Origin of the sequence: Rubrobacter marinus, assembly GCF_011492965.1 — a bacterium.
In the GTDB taxonomy this organism is placed as follows: domain Bacteria; phylum Actinomycetota; class Rubrobacteria; order Rubrobacterales; family Rubrobacteraceae; genus Rubrobacter_F; species Rubrobacter_F marinus.
Genome location: NZ_CP045121.1, coordinates 2,736,319 through 2,751,606 on the forward strand (window position 1 = coordinate 2,736,319; position 15,288 = coordinate 2,751,606).

16 protein-coding genes are annotated in these 15,288 nt (G+C 69.2%); 1 reads left to right on the forward strand and 15 read right to left on the reverse strand.

All coding sequences use genetic code 11. The annotated features are described in order from the left end of the window. Positions 1-17: 17 nt before the first annotated feature. The 13 genes from rfaE2 to GBA65_RS14105 all read right to left on the reverse strand — a co-directional run bounded on the left by rfaE2 (position 18) and on the right by GBA65_RS14105 (position 11,380). Complete coding sequence (rfaE2, locus tag GBA65_RS14045; protein WP_166397078.1) at positions 18-485, reverse strand: D-glycero-beta-D-manno-heptose 1-phosphate adenylyltransferase; 468 nt, start codon at positions 483-485, stop codon at positions 18-20. Between the two features lie 18 nt (positions 486-503). After that, entirely contained in the window at positions 504-650 is a 147-nt protein-coding gene (locus GBA65_RS14050; RefSeq protein ID WP_166397079.1) for a hypothetical protein, read from the reverse strand. Positions 651-730: 80 nt separating this feature from the next. Continuing rightward, entirely contained in the window at positions 731-1,198 is a 468-nt protein-coding gene (locus GBA65_RS14055; RefSeq protein WP_166397080.1) for an SRPBCC family protein, read from the reverse strand. 89 nt (positions 1,199-1,287) lie between these two features. Continuing rightward, positions 1,288-1,737, reverse strand: a complete 450-nt coding sequence (locus GBA65_RS14060) for a hypothetical protein (RefSeq protein WP_166397081.1) — start codon at positions 1,735-1,737, stop codon at positions 1,288-1,290. Positions 1,738-1,824: 87 nt separating this feature from the next. After that, positions 1,825-3,126: a S41 family peptidase gene (locus GBA65_RS14065; RefSeq protein WP_166397082.1), complete on the reverse strand. Its 1,302-nt coding sequence runs from the start codon at positions 3,124-3,126 to the stop codon at positions 1,825-1,827. Positions 3,127-3,186: 60 nt separating this feature from the next. After that, the gene (locus GBA65_RS14070) at positions 3,187-4,311 is read right to left on the reverse strand and encodes an ABC transporter ATP-binding protein (RefSeq protein WP_166397083.1); all 1,125 of its coding nucleotides are present in this window, start codon (positions 4,309-4,311) and stop codon (positions 3,187-3,189) included. Continuing rightward, positions 4,308-5,327 carry an ABC transporter ATP-binding protein gene (locus GBA65_RS14075; protein ID WP_166397084.1) on the reverse strand — a complete coding sequence of 340 codons (1,020 nt, stop codon included), beginning with the start codon at positions 5,325-5,327 and terminating at the stop codon, positions 4,308-4,310. Before GBA65_RS14075 ends, GBA65_RS14070 begins: the two co-directional genes overlap by 4 nt. Positions 5,328-5,342: 15 nt before the next feature. Then, complete coding sequence (gene opp4C, locus GBA65_RS14080; protein WP_228281343.1) at positions 5,343-6,278, reverse strand: oligopeptide ABC transporter permease; 936 nt, start codon at positions 6,276-6,278, stop codon at positions 5,343-5,345. Positions 6,279-6,297: 19 nt separating this feature from the next. Then, positions 6,298-7,257, reverse strand: coding sequence for an ABC transporter permease (locus GBA65_RS14085; protein ID WP_166397085.1), 960 nt, complete (start codon positions 7,255-7,257; stop codon positions 6,298-6,300). A gap of 97 nt (positions 7,258-7,354) precedes the next feature. Beyond that, entirely contained in the window at positions 7,355-8,956 is a 1,602-nt protein-coding gene (locus GBA65_RS14090; RefSeq protein WP_166397086.1) for an ABC transporter substrate-binding protein, read from the reverse strand. Positions 8,957-9,267: 311 nt separating this feature from the next. Then, positions 9,268-10,260 carry a bactofilin family protein gene (locus tag GBA65_RS14095; RefSeq protein WP_166397087.1) on the reverse strand — a complete coding sequence of 331 codons (993 nt, stop codon included), beginning with the start codon at positions 10,258-10,260 and terminating at the stop codon, positions 9,268-9,270. Continuing rightward, the gene (locus GBA65_RS14100; RefSeq protein ID WP_166397088.1) at positions 10,257-10,778 is read right to left on the reverse strand and encodes an anti-sigma factor family protein; all 522 of its coding nucleotides are present in this window, start codon (positions 10,776-10,778) and stop codon (positions 10,257-10,259) included. Before GBA65_RS14100 ends, GBA65_RS14095 begins: the two co-directional genes overlap by 4 nt. After that, positions 10,775-11,380, reverse strand: coding sequence for an RNA polymerase sigma factor (locus GBA65_RS14105; protein ID WP_166397089.1), 606 nt, complete (start codon positions 11,378-11,380; stop codon positions 10,775-10,777). The genes GBA65_RS14100 and GBA65_RS14105 overlap by 4 nt, the downstream gene beginning before the upstream one ends. Positions 11,381-11,462: 82 nt before the next feature. Here GBA65_RS14105 and GBA65_RS14110 point away from each other — a divergent pair, with 82 nt between their 5' ends. Next, positions 11,463-12,680 (forward strand): glycosyltransferase 87 family protein, encoded by a 1,218-nt coding sequence (locus tag GBA65_RS14110; protein ID WP_166397090.1) that lies wholly within the window; start codon positions 11,463-11,465, stop codon positions 12,678-12,680. Here the strand turns inward: GBA65_RS14110 and GBA65_RS14115 are convergent. Beyond that, entirely contained in the window at positions 12,588-14,309 is a 1,722-nt protein-coding gene (locus GBA65_RS14115) for an ArnT family glycosyltransferase (RefSeq protein ID WP_166397091.1), read from the reverse strand. The genes GBA65_RS14110 and GBA65_RS14115 overlap by 93 nt on opposite strands. 186 nt (positions 14,310-14,495) lie before the next feature. Continuing rightward, positions 14,496-15,218 carry a Crp/Fnr family transcriptional regulator gene (locus GBA65_RS14120; RefSeq protein ID WP_166397092.1) on the reverse strand — a complete coding sequence of 241 codons (723 nt, stop codon included), beginning with the start codon at positions 15,216-15,218 and terminating at the stop codon, positions 14,496-14,498. Between the last annotated feature and the right edge of the window lie 70 nt (positions 15,219-15,288).

The window sequence follows — 15,288 nt, forward strand, 5'->3', positions numbered from 1 at the left end:
TCCTGGCCCGCGACGCGTTACGGCGAGGAGCTCCGAATCTTCCGTACCAGATCGCTCGTCGAGTAGCCGGGCTCGAACGGGATGATCCTGACCTCCGCCCCGATCTCGTCCGCGACCTCGGCCTCGGGCAGGTCCTCTACGCGGTAGTCTCCGCCTTTGACGTACACGGCCGGCCGGACCTCGCGCATGAGGCGAACGGGCGTCCGCTCGTCGAACACGACGACGGCGTCGACGGCCCGCAGGGCACCCAGGACGGCGGCGCGGTCCCCCTCCGCGACGAGGGGCCGATCCGGGCCCTTGCCGAGCCCCCGCACCGACTCGTCGGAGTTGAGCCCGACCACGAGGGCGTCCCCGAGGGCGCGCGCCGATTCCAGGTACGCCACGTGGCCGGGGTGCAAAAGATCGAAGCATCCGTTCGTGAAGACGACGCGCCCCCCGCCCTCCTGCAAGGCCTTGAGGCCGTCGGGGACCTCCCTGGCGGTCATCCGCCTCTCCGGGCAGCCTTAGCCGCGGTCCCCGTCACCGTCCTCGTTGTTCCGGGGCGTGTTGGGGTTGCGGCCGGCGGCCTCGCGGAAGACCCGCGTGAGGACCGGGATCGCCACGATGGCGATCACGAGGAGTATGAGAAGGAAAACTACTGCGAGTCCCAAGGGGAACCTCCCGTCGCACGGAACGGACCGCCGGGCAGCCGCCCGGCGGTCCTCATATTAACCCAGCCCGAAGGGGACGATTACCGGCTCGGCGTCTGGTTGTCCGGGCCGCCCAGCTCGCCCCTCTCGACCATCTTGGCGAAGTTCTCCAGGTCCTCGCGCATCTCGCGCTCGGGGTTGGAGAGCACGTTCGCCGCTACCTCGCCGACCTTGCCGCCCGGCGGGTCGGCGTAGTTCATCGTCACGTCGATGCGCGTGCGGCCCACCGCGACCTCCTCGAAGCGGACCTCGCCGGAGGTCTGGACGTCGCCGTCGATGCTGTTCCAGCCGATGCCACGACTCGGGTCCATCTCGGTGGTCTTGGCGTCGAAGCCCACGCTGGTGCCGAGGGGGCCCTTGACCTTCCAATGGCTGGTGTCCTGCCCCGTCATGCGTACCTCTTCGACGTTGCTCATGATCTTCGGAAAGTTCTCGAAGTTCGACCAGTACGAGAAGACATCCCGCAGGGGTGCCTGGACCTCGATGCTCTCGTGTACCCTCTGAGCCACGGTACCTCCTTGTGTTTCGCCACGTTTCGAGGCGAACCATACCCTTCAGGAGATATGCTTAAACGCGCTTGGGGCTGTCCGAGCCGTCCTCAGGAGCCCCGGGCGCGGAAGATCAGGGCCCAAACCGCGCCGAAGAAGGCGTGGTCCAGGATCGGCAGGAGGACCTTCGGGGTGCGCTGCTTCCACGGGGGCTCGTGCACCCCGGTGAGCGGCAGCAGGGCGGACCAGTTGAAGGCCCAGGACAGCAGCCCGAGGGCCGAGCCGACGGCGGCCTCCTCGGCGGCCCCCCCGCGCTCCCGGCGGAGCAGCCCGAGGGAGGTCCCGATCCCCACGCCGTAGCCGAGGTGCGCGGCGACCGTGAGGGCGCGGCGGGCCCCCTTCGACCAGTCGTCCACGAGCCCCAGCTCCTCAAGCCTAGCCACGACCTGCTCGGGGGCGCTGCTCTGCACCAGCCCCGCGCGCGCCAGGACCTGCCGCAACCCGCTCAGCGCGACCGTGGCCCCGGCCCCGCCGAGGGCCCCGTACAAAGCGCGTTCCATGAAACCCATGTTCCTCCCCGAGAGCCTTCGAGATGGGACGCCTCACGGCATCCCCGTCCTCGGGGTTCTACCCCCGCGGTCGGGCGCCTAAGCGCCGCCCGGGGGCTCGCGCGACGCCTGCGGGGCATCTTCGGGGGCCTCCCGCGGCGTCCCCTCCAGCACCTCGACGGCGCGCGCCAGCTGGGCGTCCCCGTCGAGGATCTCCCCCCGGCTCATCCCCTCTTCCTCGCCCGGGATGAGGGGCTCCTGCCCCTCCGCTAGCGCCGCCTCGACGTCCGGCTCGATCCCCGACTCCCGGATAAAGTCCCCGTTCGGCGTCAGCCACTCGGCGACGCCGAGCAGGATCGCCGAGCCGTCGCTCAGGGTGCGCTCGGCGAGGACGGTCCCGGTCCCGAACGTCGTCTCGCCCACCACCTCGGCGCGGCCGTTGTCCCGGAGGGCCCCGGCCACGATCTCCGCGCTCGACGCCGTCCCGCCGTTGGTCAGAACGACCACCGGGGCATCCGTGGGCTCGGCGTCGTCCGAGGTCCGGACCTCGTCCTGATCTCCGGAGGCGTCCCTGCGGACGTAGACCACCTGGTCGGGGCCCAGAAAGAGCTCGGCGACGGCTATGGCCTGGTCCACCTGGCCGCCGGGGTTGGCCCTCAGGTCGAGGACGAAGCGCTGGGCCCCGGCCGTCCGCGCCTCGTCCATCGCGACGCGGAGCCCCTCGGCGGCGTCCTGCGAGAAGGAGGCGAGCCTCAGGTGGGCGACGTTCGTCTCGGGGATGAGGTTCCAGGAGGCGGTCTCGACGGCGAGCTCCTCGCGCTCGAGCTCGAAGCTCTGCTCCTCCTCGCCGCGCCGGACGGTGAGCTCCACGGGGCTCCCCTCCGGCCCCCGCACCTTCTCGGCGATCTGGGCTACGTCCTCCCCCTCGACGCCCTCGCCGTCGACGGCGACCACCACGTCGCCCGTCTTCACCCCCGCCTCGTCGGCCGGGGACCCGTCGATCGGGGCCGAGACCACGACCTCCTCCTCCCGGTTCTCGAGCTGGACGCCTATCCCGACGTACTTGCCCGAGAGACCCTGGCGGTTGTTCTCGACCTCCTCGGGGGTCAGAAAGCGCGTGTGTCCCTCATCGCCCAGAGATTCGATCATGCCCTGGATCGCCCCGTAGGTCTGCTTTTTGGGGTCGACGGCCTCCTGGTCGACGTAGTCGTCCTCGACCTCCTTGAGCGCCTCGGCGTAGAGCCTCACGCTCTCCTGGTCCTCCGAGGAGAGGGACGCGGGGCTCTCGGAGCGCCCGTAAGCATAGGCGGCGAACATCAGGGCAAGCATGACGAGCACGAGCGCGAGCACCCGCACGATCGAGCGGCGCAGGTCGAGCTTGTTCGCGGTATTCCTCCACACGCGAGTGATTATATAGCCGGTTTGGCGTTTAACACCGCTCCGGGCCGCGGCCCGAAGGGGCTAGCGCTCCGAGACCCTGTACGGGGTGCTCTCGGCGCGCTCGTCGATACGCTGGCCCTCGAGGACGGGGAAGAAGCACGAGGCGCGGTGGTCGGGCGACTCGCCGGCCTCCGCCCCGCCGTTCTTCTCCTGCGGGATGAGCGGGGGGACGTGCTCCTTGCAGTACTCCCGGACCCTCGGGCAGCGGGTGTGGAAGTTGCAGCCGCTCGGCGGGTTCGCCGGCGAAGGGACGTCGCCGGCGAGCACGACGCGGCGGCGCGCCCGCTCCTTCTCGGGGTCGGGGACCGGGATCGCCGAGAGGAGGGCGTTCGTGTAGGGGTGGCGCGGCTCCGCGTAGAGGCCCTTGCGGTCGGAGATCTCGGCGATCTTGCCGAGGTACATCACCGCGACCCGATCCGAGATGTGCTTCACCACCGAGAGGTCGTGCGCGATAAACACGTACGTCAGCCCGAACTCCTTCTGCAAGTCCTGGAGGAGGTTCACGACCTGAGCCTGGATCGAGACGTCCAGAGCGGAGACCGGCTCGTCGCAGATTATGAGCTTCGGGTTCAGGGCGACGGCGCGCGCCACCCCGATCCTCTGGCGCTGCCCGCCGGAGAACTCGTGCGGGTAGCGGTTGTAGTGCTCGGGGTTGAGCCCCACGATCTCGAGCAACTCCTGAACCCGGCGCTTGCGCTCGCCGGAGGACCCGCCGATGTCGTGCGTCTTCAGGGGCTCCGCGATGATGTTGCCCACCGTCATGCGCGGGTTCAGGCTCGCGTACGGGTCCTGGAAGATAATCTGCATATCCCTTCTCACACGCAGCATCCGCTTGCGGTCGTAGCCGAGGATGTTCTCGCCCTCGAAGACCACCTCGCCGGCGGTCGGTTCGAGGAGGCGCAGGATCAGGCGCGCCAGCGTGCTCTTGCCGCACCCCGACTCCCCGACGAGCCCGAGCGTCTCCCCCTGGCGGACCTGCAAGTCCACCCCGTCCACCGCCTTGACGTGCCCGACCGTCCGCTTGAGGACGCCGGCTTTTATGGGGAAGTGCATCTTCAGCCCGCGGGTCTCCAGCAGGTACTCGCCGGACGACGCGCTCGACGTTGCTCCCGCCGCTTCGGTGCGGCCGTTCGGCGCCTCGGTCATCCCTCCACCCCCAGCTCCTCGTCGACGCGGTGCTTCTTGTTCTCCAGCTCCTCGGGCGAGAGGATGCAGGCGGCGGCGTGGCCCGGCTTCTTCCCTTCCAGCGCGGGGTCTATCCTGTGGCACTCGTCCTTCACGAAAGGGCAGCGCGGGTTGAAGTTGCAGCCTTCGGGCAGGAAGATCAAGCTGGGCGGCGTCCCCTTGATCGGGAGGAGCCGCACCTCCCCGGCGGTGTCCAGGCGCGGGATGGAGCGTAGCAGCGACCACGTGTACGGCATCATCGGGTCGTAGAAGACGTCGTCCGTCGGTCCCTGCTCCACGGCGCGCCCGGCGTACATCACCATGACCTTGTCGGCGAGTTGGGCGACCACCCCGAGGTCGTGCGTGATCATCACGATCGCCGTCCCGTACTTCTCCTGGAGGTCGACCATGAGCTCCAGAATCTGGGCCTGGATCGTCACGTCGAGCGCCGTCGTCGGCTCGTCCGCGATAAGCACCTTCGGGTTGCACGAGAGGCCCATCGCGATCATGGCGCGCTGGCGCATCCCGCCGGAGTACTGGTGCGGGTACTCGTCCACGCGCCTCTCCGGGTTGGCGATCCCGACGTCCTTGAGGACCTGTACCGCGCGCTTCTTCGCCTCGCCCTTGGAGACCTGCTGGTGGATGCGGATGGCCTCCGTGATCTGGTCGCCGACGGTAAAGACCGGGTTCAGGCTCGTCATCGGGTCCTGGAAGATCATGGCGATGTCGTTGCCGCGTATCTTCTGCATCCGGGACTCGCTCGCCTTCAACAGGTCCTGGCCCTCGAAGAGGATCTCGCCCTCCGGGTACTCGACGGGCGGCTTGGGGTTGAGCTGCATGAGGCTCAGCGCCGTCACGCTCTTCCCGCTCCCCGACTCCCCGACGATCCCCAGCGTCTCCCCGGGCTCCAGGGAGAACGAGACCCCGTCCACGGCCTTCACCGTGCCGTCCTGCGTCTTGAAGTGGGTCTTGAGGTCGTTCACTTCGAGCATCGCCATAAAAAGTAAGCCTCTCTACTCCACGGCCTTCGGGTCCAGCGCGTCGCGCAGGCCGTCGCCGAGGAAATTCACGCACAGGGCCGTAAGGACGATCATGAGCCCCGGAAACCAGGTAAGCCACCACTGCGTCGTCATCGTGGTGCGCGAGTCCTCCAGCATGTTGCCCCAGGAGGGGGTGGGCGGCTGTATCCCCAGCCCGAGGTACGAGACCGCCGTCTCGATAAGGATCGCCTGCGCCACCACGAGCGTCGCCTCGACCACCATGATCCCGACGACGTTCGGCAGGACGTGCCTGAACGCTATCCTCACGTCCGAGACGCCGATGGCCTTCGCCGCCTGCACGTAGTCTTGGTTGCGGATGCTCAGGACCTGCCCGCGCACGATCCGGGCCATCCTCGGCCAGAGCAGCAGCGCGATGACGAAGGTGATCGTGAACGCGGAGAACTGGAAGATGCTCCCGAGGACGAGCAGCACCGGCAGGAACGGCAGCACGAGCACGAAGTCCATGAGGCCCGCGAGCGCGGTGTCAACGCGCCTGCCGTAGTAGCCACTGAGGAGCCCGACGATCCCACCGATCAGGGTAACGAACGTTCCGACGCCGAGGCCCACCACCAGGGAGACCCGGCCGCCGTAGAGGACGCGCGTAAGCTCGTCCCGCCCGAGACGGTCCGTACCCATGGGGTGGTCGGCGCTCGGCCCCTGATTTATCGCCGTGAAGTCCGACTCGTCGTACTCGTACGGCGCGATGACGGGCGTGGCGAGCGCGGCGACGTATATCAGGAGCAGCACCAGCCCGCCCGCTATCGCCAGCTTGTGGCGCTTGAAGCGCCGCCAGACGATCTGCTTCTGGGTACGCCCCTCTACCTTGCCGTAGCCCTCGGCGGCGGCCTCGCCCGGACCCATCGCTCCGTCCGCTCGAAGGTCCGTCATCCCCCTCGGCTGGTCCACCATGCCCTAGACCTCGGTCTTCCTAGTCATAGCTCACCCGCGGGTCCACGAAGGAGTAGGCGACGTCCGCCACGAGATTGAAGAAGATGATGAGCGCCGCCGCGATGAGCAGCAGCGCCCGGGCCACGTTGTAGTCGTTCTTGTACAGCGAATCTATAAGCAGGAAGCCGAGCCCCGGCCACGCGAAGACCGTCTCCGTGACGACGGCCCCGCCAAAGATCAGGCCCATCTCGATCGCGAGCAGCGTCACCGTCGGCATAAGGGCGTTCCTGAGGGCGTGCTTGAGGTAGACCGACCTCTGGGGCAGCCCCTTGGCCCGCGCCGTACGCAGATAATCCGAGGAGAGCACGTCGAGCATCGCCGCCCGCTGGAACCGGCTGAACTGCGCGACGCTGATGACCGACAGCGCGATCGCCGGGAGCGCCAAGTGCTGCAACACGTCCACGAAGCCCCCGTCGGTACGCATCCCGGAGGTGTAGAAGATCCTGACGCCGGCCCACGAGGTCAGGTAGACCCCGAGGACGAGTTGGAGGATGAGCCCGAGCCAGAAGGTCGGCATGCTGAAGCCCACGAACGAGAGGAACGTGCCCGCGTTGTCCAGCGCCGAGTACTTTTTGAGGGCCGAGTAGACGCCGAAGGGGATGGCGATCAGGATCGTGATGAGCAGCGACGACCCCATCAGGAGCACCGTCGGCCACACCCTGGGGGCGACGATGGAGTTGACGGAGGTGTTCTGCGAGAAACTCCTCCCCATGTCGCCGGTGAGGAAGTCCGTTATCCAGATAAAGTACTGCTGCCACAGCGGCTTGTCGAGCCCGTACAACGCGGTGAATCGGGCCAGGTCTTCCGGGCTCACGCGCGGATTCTGGCGCAGGTACGTCAGCGGATCCCCGGCGAGGCTCACGATATAAAAGATCACGGCGCTCGCCAGGAGCAGTATAAGGGCGCTGAAGATGGTGCGCCGCACGACGTAGGCTAGCAAGCGCGGGACCTCTCCCTGTCGGGCGGGGCCTGCTCAGGGGCGGGCGGGGCCGCGACGAACGGCCCCGCCTCTACCCTTCCGCGAGGAAAGCCCGTCACTACTGCGCGAGCTCCCACTCCTCGATGTTCCAGAAAGCACCCGCCAGCGTCGGGTTGGCGTCCGGCCCCTGGAGCCCGTCGGAGAACGTCAGAACCTCGGGCCGCTGGTAGATCGGGATCAGCGGCACGTCCTCGGCCATCAGGTCGGTCGCCTGCTGCACGAGCTCGCCCTGCTGCCCCTCGTCGACCGTGCGCTGGTACTCCTCCAGCAGGCTAGAAACCTCCTCGTTCTCGTAGCGGTAGTAGTTCTGCCCCTCGGGCGGGATGCCCCCCGAAGAGAAGAGCGGCACGAGGTCGGGCTCGGGGGTGGCGATCCAGGCCCACAGCCCCATCTCGAAGTCGCCGTTGAGCGTGGTCTCGCCGAAGAACTGCTCCGCGGACTGGTTGGCGATCTCGACCGTTATGCCGACGTCCCCGAGCTGCTGCTGCACGAGCTCCTGCAGCGTCTCGCGCAGGGCGTTGCCCGAGGTCGTGGAGAAGGTGATGGTGGGGTCGGCCCCCGCCGCCGTCGCCTCCTCGACAAGCTGGCGCGCCCGGTCGGGATCGTAGGTGTAGCGCTCCCAGGACGGGGTGTAGAACTGGTCCTGCTCCGGCACCACGACGCTCTGAAGCGCCGGCACCTCCTGTCCCTGCAACAGCTCGTCGATGATCTGCTGGCGGTTGATGCCGTAGGCGATAGCCTGCCTGAGCTGGGGGTTGTCTATCACCTCGGTGTTGAAGGCGATGTGCTCCCACTGCGTCCCGTTCGCGCTGTCGGTGGTCGTGCCCTCTATCCCCTCCAGCCTCTCGAACAGCCCCACGTCCGGGGCGGGCCGGATCAGGCTGACCTCGCCGGCCTGGAGCGCCGCGATGTTCGAGTTCGTGTCCGGGATGAAGCGGTAGGTGACGGAGTCGAGCGCCGGCGCTTCGCCCCAGTAGTTCTCGTTGCGCGTGACCCTGAGGCTCTCGCCGCGGCGGAACTCGTCGAAGACGAAGGGGCCGCTGCCGACGATCTCCTCGTTCATCGCCGTGTTGAAGTCCTCCTCGGCGTAGACGTGCTCGGGGAGGATGAAGCCGTTGGACCCGCCCAGCAGCGTCTGCCACAGGGCGTAGGGCTCGCTGAAGACCATCCTGACCGTGCGCTCATCAGGGGTCTCGAACTCCGTGATCTTATCGAAGCCCTCGCGCGTGATGATCTGGTTGTCCGGGTTCATGATCTGCTCGTACGTGAACCTGGCGTCCGCGCTCGTCAGGGGCTCCCCGTCGGACCACGTCAGGCCCTCCTTGAGCGTGTACTCGATCGTGAACGGGTCCTCGCTCACGACCCGCGGCTCGCCCTCGGCGAGCTGCGGCGCGTAGGTGAGGTCCGGCTGTATCTCGTAGGGCTTGTCCAGCACCGCCTGGGCCATGTCGTTCGTCGCCAGGGCGTCCGAGGTGAACGGGTTGAGGCTCGGCGGCTCCTGATCGTAGGCGACGACGAGGTTGTTCCCCTCGCTGCCACCGCCGCCGCCCCCTCCCCCGCCGCCCTGCTCTCCACCGCCGCCGCCGCCACCGCCGCAGCCCGCGACCACGAGCAGCGCCGCGACGACGGTCGCGGGTAGCAGCAAACGCGGGTTACGCATCCACGCCTTCTCCAAATCGAGGTCCTTTCCCTACGCGACCCGAAGCAACGAGTCTACTCCCCAAGCCTTGGGATCTGGCTTCGACTGCCTCCCCCACCCTGTCACGCGAAGAGGCCGACAGCTTCTTCCACCCGTCGGCAGTATACGGGCCCCCTCGACGGCCACGCAACAACGCGGCGAGGAAGCATCTCGGCGGCCAAGCCGCACGCCTTTGACGGGGACCTCTCGTGGCCGCCCGGCCAACGCACGGGCGCTCGGAAAGAGCTACCTCGGTCAGTTCTCGCGGGTTCAGGCGCCGGTCCGCGCGGAGGCTACTTCTCCTCGCGGTGGGCCTGGAGGTAGTCCTCGTAGGAGGCGTAGGTAGGCCGGCGTGGCGGACCGAAGGTGGGACGCCGGGCGACGGCGGCGGAGAGGGCCGCGCCGGTGCCGAGCAGCACGAGGCCGGCGAGCAGCAGGCCGCCGAGTATCGGGATCAGGGAGATCGCCGCGACCAGGAGGGCGCCGACGATCGCGGCGAGGGTGTCTCCGGCGTGGTAGCGCCCGGTGGCGAGCACGACCCTGCGGCCGAGGGAGTAGGCGACGACGAGCGCCCCGAAGAGCAGGACCACGAGGTACGCGGGCCACGCAAGCGGGAGGATCAGGAGACCGACGCCGGTGAACGCGAGCACGACCGACCCCACTATGACGACCGGCACGGAGGCTATGCCCACGAGCAGGGAGCTTCCCGGGGCGCTCTCCACGCGGCGGGCGGAGGCCCTCAAGGGTCGAGGCGCGACGACGGCGAGCAGCAGCGCCGCCGCCGCGAAGCCGAGCGTCGCGACGCCCTTCGCGACGGTACCGGGGGACGCGCCGGGCGGGGTATCGGCGTCGTCGACGCCGGCGGTTCGTACCCCGCCGCCCACGCTCGCCTCGGGGTGCTGCTCCCTCACCGCGCCGTACCCGAGGCCGATCTCGCCCTCCACCCGGGCCCCGCGCTCCAGGAACAGGTTCCCGAACCCGGCCTTGACGTCGCCCTCCACGGGGCCGTCCACGCGGACGTCCCCGAAGCCGGCCTCGACGTCGCCCCCCACGGGCCCCTCGGTGACGACGTCCCCGAAGCCGGAGTGCACGTCCCCCGTCACCCGGCCGCGCACGACCACGTCGCCCCAGGCCGTCGAGACCTCGTCCTCTACCTCCCCCTCCTCCACGACCACGTTCCCGAAGATCTCCTTCTCGAGCGCCGCGGCGTTCGCCGGGGACGCCGAGAGGACGAGGTACGCCAGGAGCAGCGCGGGGGCAAGCAGTACGGTCCGGGCGAGCGTCATGCCTCTCGCGCCCGGCGCCTCCGGTGCACGGAGACGAACGCGAGCGCTATGAGTAGGTCGGCGAGGCCGCCCACGACGAGCACGAGGAGGATGGTCGAGCCCGCGGCGGCCAGGAGCGTGTGCGCCACGCCGGCCGACCCGAGGACCAGGCCCCAGCCGGCCGCGAGGACGCCGGCCGCCACGATCAGGGGCTCGGCGCCGTTGAGCTCGAGGTAGACGAACGCGAGGGCGAGGAGCGTCGCGGCGAGCGCCGCCCACAACAGACGCGCCGAGAGCGGGCGCGTCGGCAACGCCATCGCCACGCCCCGATGAACGGAGCACGAGCTCGGCTCGGGGAACCGCGCCGAAGACAGGTAGGCGTTCAGCTCCAGCTCGCGCTCGTAGAGCTCGCGGCACTCGGCGCAGCGCTCCAGGTGGGCGCGGAGCGGGGCGGCGTCAGCGCCGTCGAGGCCCCCGTCGGCCAGCTCGAAGACCATCTCGTGGTCGCATCCGCAGGGGTTCGGGCCGTGCTCGCTCATCGCGCGCCGCTGCCTATCGGCCGCTCGTCCTCGAGGCTGCCGGCTAGCATGTTGCGGGCGCGGAAGAGGCGGCTCTTGAGGGCCGGGATGCTTATCTCCAGGATCTCGGCGATCTCCGCGTAGGAGAGCCCCTCGGCGTAGCGCAAGACCAGCGGCACGCTGTAGGCCTCCGGCAGCGAGACCACGGCGTCCCGCACGCTCTTCGAGAGCTCGGCCTGCGCGGCGGCGGCCTCCGGGCCCCTCGTCACCCGGCCGTGCAGGTCGGGGTTGAACTCGACCACGTCCCGGCGGCGCCTGAGCGTGTCGATGCCGAGGTTGTTGGCGATGGCGAGCAGCCAGGTCTTGAAGCGGTAGTCGGGGTTGAAGGTGGAGAGGCGGTCGTAGGCCCTCAGGAAAGTCTCCTGCGTCAGGTCCTCCACGGCGGCGTCGCGGCCGGCGTAGGGGTAGATGACGCGCCCGACCAGGCGTTCGTAGCGCTTGACCAGCTCCTCGTACGAGCGGACGTCGCCCTCGAGGGAGCGGGCCACGAGCTCGTTGTCCGAGAGGCGGGCGCGGCCGACTGAGAGGCGTTTGATCCTCTCGCGCCACCCGCCCACCGTCATATTGGCCGCGTGTTCCATTCCAGTAAGTTTATACGCCGTCTCGACCGCAAAGTTTCCCGAAAGGTCTGAGAAAATACCCACCGTGTGCGAGAAACGCGGATACATCCGCCGCCCGGCCTTCCTCGCGCTCCTGTTCGCCGCCGCCCACGCCCTCGTGCTCCTCGTCCTGACGCTCTACCTGTATTCTAGTGATGCCCGCGAGCCCGCGTTTCAGGTCGAGATCTTCCGGGCCTACGCGGAGCGCATCTTCTCCGGCGAGACGCCCTACTCCGGCTTCCCCTACGAGTACCCGCCCTCGAGCCTCCTCGTCCTTCTCCTCCCCGGCCTCGCTAGCACCGGCGCGAAGGCGTACGCTACCGCCTTCGGGATCGAGATGCTCCTGCTGGACTGGGCCGTCCTGTACGTCCTCTCCCGCGTCGGCCGCAGGGCCGTGATCCTCTACGGCGTCGCCTTCCTTCTCTTCTGGCGCCTCCCCTTTATAAGGCACGACCTCGCCCCCGTCGCCGCGGCCACGACGGGCGCCTACCTCCTCCTGCGCGGACGCGGAGCGTGGGCGGCCGTGCTCTGGGGCGTAGGCGGCGCCCTGAAGCTCTACCCCATGGTCGCGGCACCGGCCCTGGCCTTCGGCGCCGGTCTGCCGGAGACGCTGAAGCGGTGGGCCGTGGCCGCGGCCGTCTTCGCGGGCGGGGTGCTGTGGGGCGTCCTCGCTTTCGGTCCCGAGGCGCTCTCTTTCCTCGCCTACCACGCGGACCGGCCCGCCATGATCGAGAGCCTCCCGGCGAACGTCCTGCTCCTGCTGCCGGGGGCGGAGGTGGTCCGCTCCTACGGGAGCTTCAACGTCGTGGGACCGCTCGGGGAGAGCCTGGTCAACCTCTTCGGCGTCCTGCAACTCCTCGCGGTCGGGGGCGCCCTGCTCCTCGCCGGCAGGGGCTGGCGGCGCGCTCCCGTGATGGGCGCCCTGCGGGCGGCGGCCGCGGCCACGTTCGCGTTCGCCGTCTTCGGCAAGGTCCTCAGCCCGCACTTCCTGCTCTGGCCCCTGCCCCTCCTCACGCTCGTCACGGAGCTGGGAGGGGTGAGGCACGCCAGGGCGGCGTGGGCGCTCTACCTCGCGGCCATAGTGCTCACCACCGCCATCAACGAGCAGTACTGGGCGATCTCCGGGAACCTGCCGTACTTCACCGCCATGCTCTCGGCGCGAAACGGGCTGCTACTCCCGCTCTTCGCCCTGCTTCTTCTGCGCCCGGAGGAGGACGAGGAGCAAGAGGAGGACGAGGCCGAGGGAGATCAGGGCGTTTCCTAGCCCCACCTCCCGCGGCTCGGGGACGCCCTCGATGGCGAGCGTCTCCCCCACCGCCTCGCCGGAGTAGACCTTCACGAGCGGCACGCCGCCCTTCTCGTGGGCGTAAAGGGGCGGCTCGTCCTCCAACGCCAGCATCCCGTTCGTGTAGATGGACTGGCGCGGCAGGAACAGGAAGAAGGAGCCGGGACGGGGCGCGTCGTCCACCGTGTACCTGTCGGGCGCTATCGGGGCGAGGTAGGCGGGCCGGAGGTCTTCGCGCAGCTCGCCGGTCCTGCGGTACGCCTCCAGGACCGCGAAGGTGCCCGCCTGGGCGTAGACCGTCGCCCCCCTTTCGGCCTCCTCGTTCAGGTAGTCGACGGCGGGCCCGTAGGTGTCCGCGAGGTACGTCGTCTCGAAGCCTAAAGCGCGGGCGCCGGGGATCAGGCCGACCGCCTCCCCGTAGTACTCGAGGGAGTTCCCCGGACCGGTCCAGACGATACCGGGCAGCGCCAGGGCGCAGTAGAGCGCGAGGGGCACGGCCGGTCGCCGCAGCAGGCGTAGCCGGGAGGACGCCCACGCGAGGCCGACCCCGGCGCAGATCGCCCAGAGCGGGAAGGCCGCGAGAAACTGGCGCGGCCCGCCGTAGACCGGGACGAGACCGGAGCCCGCGACGGCGAGGACGAGGGCGAGGTGCAGCAGGATCCAGCCGGACGCCGGGCTCGAAGCCGCGCCGAGCATCCGGCAGACCCCGAGCACGCCCGCGGCGGCGACGACGAGCGGCGCGTACGCGAGGAGCGCGACGAGCGGGTAGTGGAACGGCGCCCCGGCCCACCACTCCCCCAGGTAGTAGGTGAAGCGCTCGTCCTGCAGACCGCCCGCCCAGGTGAGGTACCCCCACAGCCTCCCCGCCGGGTCCCGCCAGAGCCACGGCCAGATCGCGAAGAACGTCAGCGCGCCGATCCCGAAGCCCGCGGCGAGCCTGCTCACGGAAGTCTTGAGGTTCTCCCCGCGGCCGTAGATCAAGACCCACAGCAGAGACGCCAGGACGAGGGGGAAGACGTTGATCTTCGTGGCGAACGCGAGCCCGAGGAGCACGCCGGAGAGGACGACGCGCCCGCGCCCGCCGCGCGACAGCATCCGGTAGGTCGCGATCGCCGAGAGCAGGAACATGGAGGCCACGGCCCCGTCGAGCTGCCCGAGCCGGGCGAAGCCGAAGAGCGCCGGTATCAGGGGCATCCCGAGCGCCGCGCCCCAGGCCGCCACGACCCCGAACTCCCCCCGCGCGAACCGGAACGCCGCGTACGTCGCGAGCAGGAAGAGGGCGTAGGAGCCCATCCGGTAGGCGTCGCCCAGCGCGCCGAGGTCCTCCGTACCGAGCACCAGCGCCCCGGCCCCCGCGAAGAGGCCGGCCCAGAGCTTGAAGAACGGCGGCGCCTCGTGGCTCGGCGCCCAGAAACGGTCGATCGAGGCCCACCAATCCGCCGGCTCCGCGGCGACATGGGCGAACCAGGAGAGGTAGGAATAGGACGAACCGAAGTAGTTGGGCTCGTCCCAGGTGATCCCCTGGCTACCGACCGTCAGCAGCCCGACGAGGAGGAGCGCCGACAGGTAGAGGGCGAGGAGGAGCCCCTCGGTCCTGCCGAGACCCATCTTCCCGCCCCGTCCTCTCACGACCCCATTTTAGGCAACAACCTACCGGACGCCGGCCCCCTGGCGGAGGACCGCCGGGGAGAACGCCAGGGGGGCCGCGCGGGAGTCGCGCACGCCTCGCGCAGAGCCGTTCGGCGGAGGGGGCTCCGCGCGGAGTACGCCCGCCGTGGGCGAGGGGGTTGCGTTCTAGATGGAGAGCTGGCCGTCGACCGAGAGGCCGGAGGGCCCTGCATGTTCGGCCAGGGCATCCTTGTCCACGAGGACGATCTTGCGGTTCTCGACCTTGATGGAGCCCTCGCGCTGAAGCTCGCTCATGACCTTGGAGACGGCCTCGCGCGTGGAGGCGATCATGTTCGCGAGGTCCTGGTGGGTGAGGCGCATGTCGAGCTGCGTGCCCACGCCGTTCTGCTCCCCGAAACGCTCGCCGAGGTTCAGGAGGAGCGTCGCGAGCCGCGTCGAGACCTCCCGGTGCAGGAGGCTCTCTATCACCTCGTCGGACTGCCTGAGACGCTCGGAGAAGGAGGAGAAGAGCTTGACGGCGAAGTCCGGGCGGCGCTTCATCACCTCGGTGATGGTCGCCTTCTGGACGGTGGCCACCCGCACGTCGCTGACGGCCTCCGCGAAGACGTCCTGCCAGCGGCCCTCAACGAGGCTCAGCTTGCCGAAGACGCCCCTGTCCTTGAGGAGCGCCGTCGTCGCCTCCTTGTAGTCGCCGTAGATCTTGTACAGGCGGATCGTGCCCTGGAGCACGAAATAGAGCTGATCGTCGGGGTCCCCGGGGGTGAAGATGGTGTCCCTGGCCCTGAAGCGACGCTCCACAACCCGGATACCGGCCTTCTCGAAGTCCTCGATGCCGAACCCCACGGGCGCCGAATCCGCCGCGAAGCTCCCGGTGTCGTGCTTAAGCATCTGTGCTACTCACCTCTCTCCTCGAAAACACCCTCTGATCCCCGGACCTCTCCTCCCGACCCGAGGATGT

Coding starts and splice junctions, on each gene's coding strand:
- GBA65_RS14070 (WP_166397083.1), bottom strand. CDS start 4,311: ATGACCGAGGCGCCGAACGGCCGCACCGAAGCGGCGGGAGCAACGTCG.
- GBA65_RS14075 (WP_166397084.1), bottom strand. CDS start 5,327: ATGGCGATGCTCGAAGTGAACGACCTCAAGACCCACTTCAAGACGCAG.
- GBA65_RS14060 (WP_166397081.1), bottom strand. CDS start 1,737: ATGGAACGCGCTTTGTACGGGGCCCTCGGCGGGGCCGGGGCCACGGTC.
- GBA65_RS14120 (WP_166397092.1), bottom strand. CDS start 15,218: ATGCTTAAGCACGACACCGGGAGCTTCGCGGCGGATTCGGCGCCCGTG.
- GBA65_RS14100 (WP_166397088.1), bottom strand. CDS start 10,778: ATGAGCGAGCACGGCCCGAACCCCTGCGGATGCGACCACGAGATGGTC.
- GBA65_RS14095 (WP_166397087.1), bottom strand. CDS start 10,260: ATGACGCTCGCCCGGACCGTACTGCTTGCCCCCGCGCTGCTCCTGGCG.
- GBA65_RS14105 (WP_166397089.1), bottom strand. CDS start 11,380: ATGACGGTGGGCGGGTGGCGCGAGAGGATCAAACGCCTCTCAGTCGGC.
- GBA65_RS14115 (WP_166397091.1), bottom strand. CDS start 14,309: ATGGGTCTCGGCAGGACCGAGGGGCTCCTCCTCGCCCTCTACCTGTCG.
- GBA65_RS14090 (WP_166397086.1), bottom strand. CDS start 8,956: ATGCGTAACCCGCGTTTGCTGCTACCCGCGACCGTCGTCGCGGCGCTG.
- rfaE2 (WP_166397078.1), bottom strand. CDS start 485: ATGACCGCCAGGGAGGTCCCCGACGGCCTCAAGGCCTTGCAGGAGGGC.
- opp4C (WP_228281343.1), bottom strand. CDS start 6,278: ATGGTGGACCAGCCGAGGGGGATGACGGACCTTCGAGCGGACGGAGCG.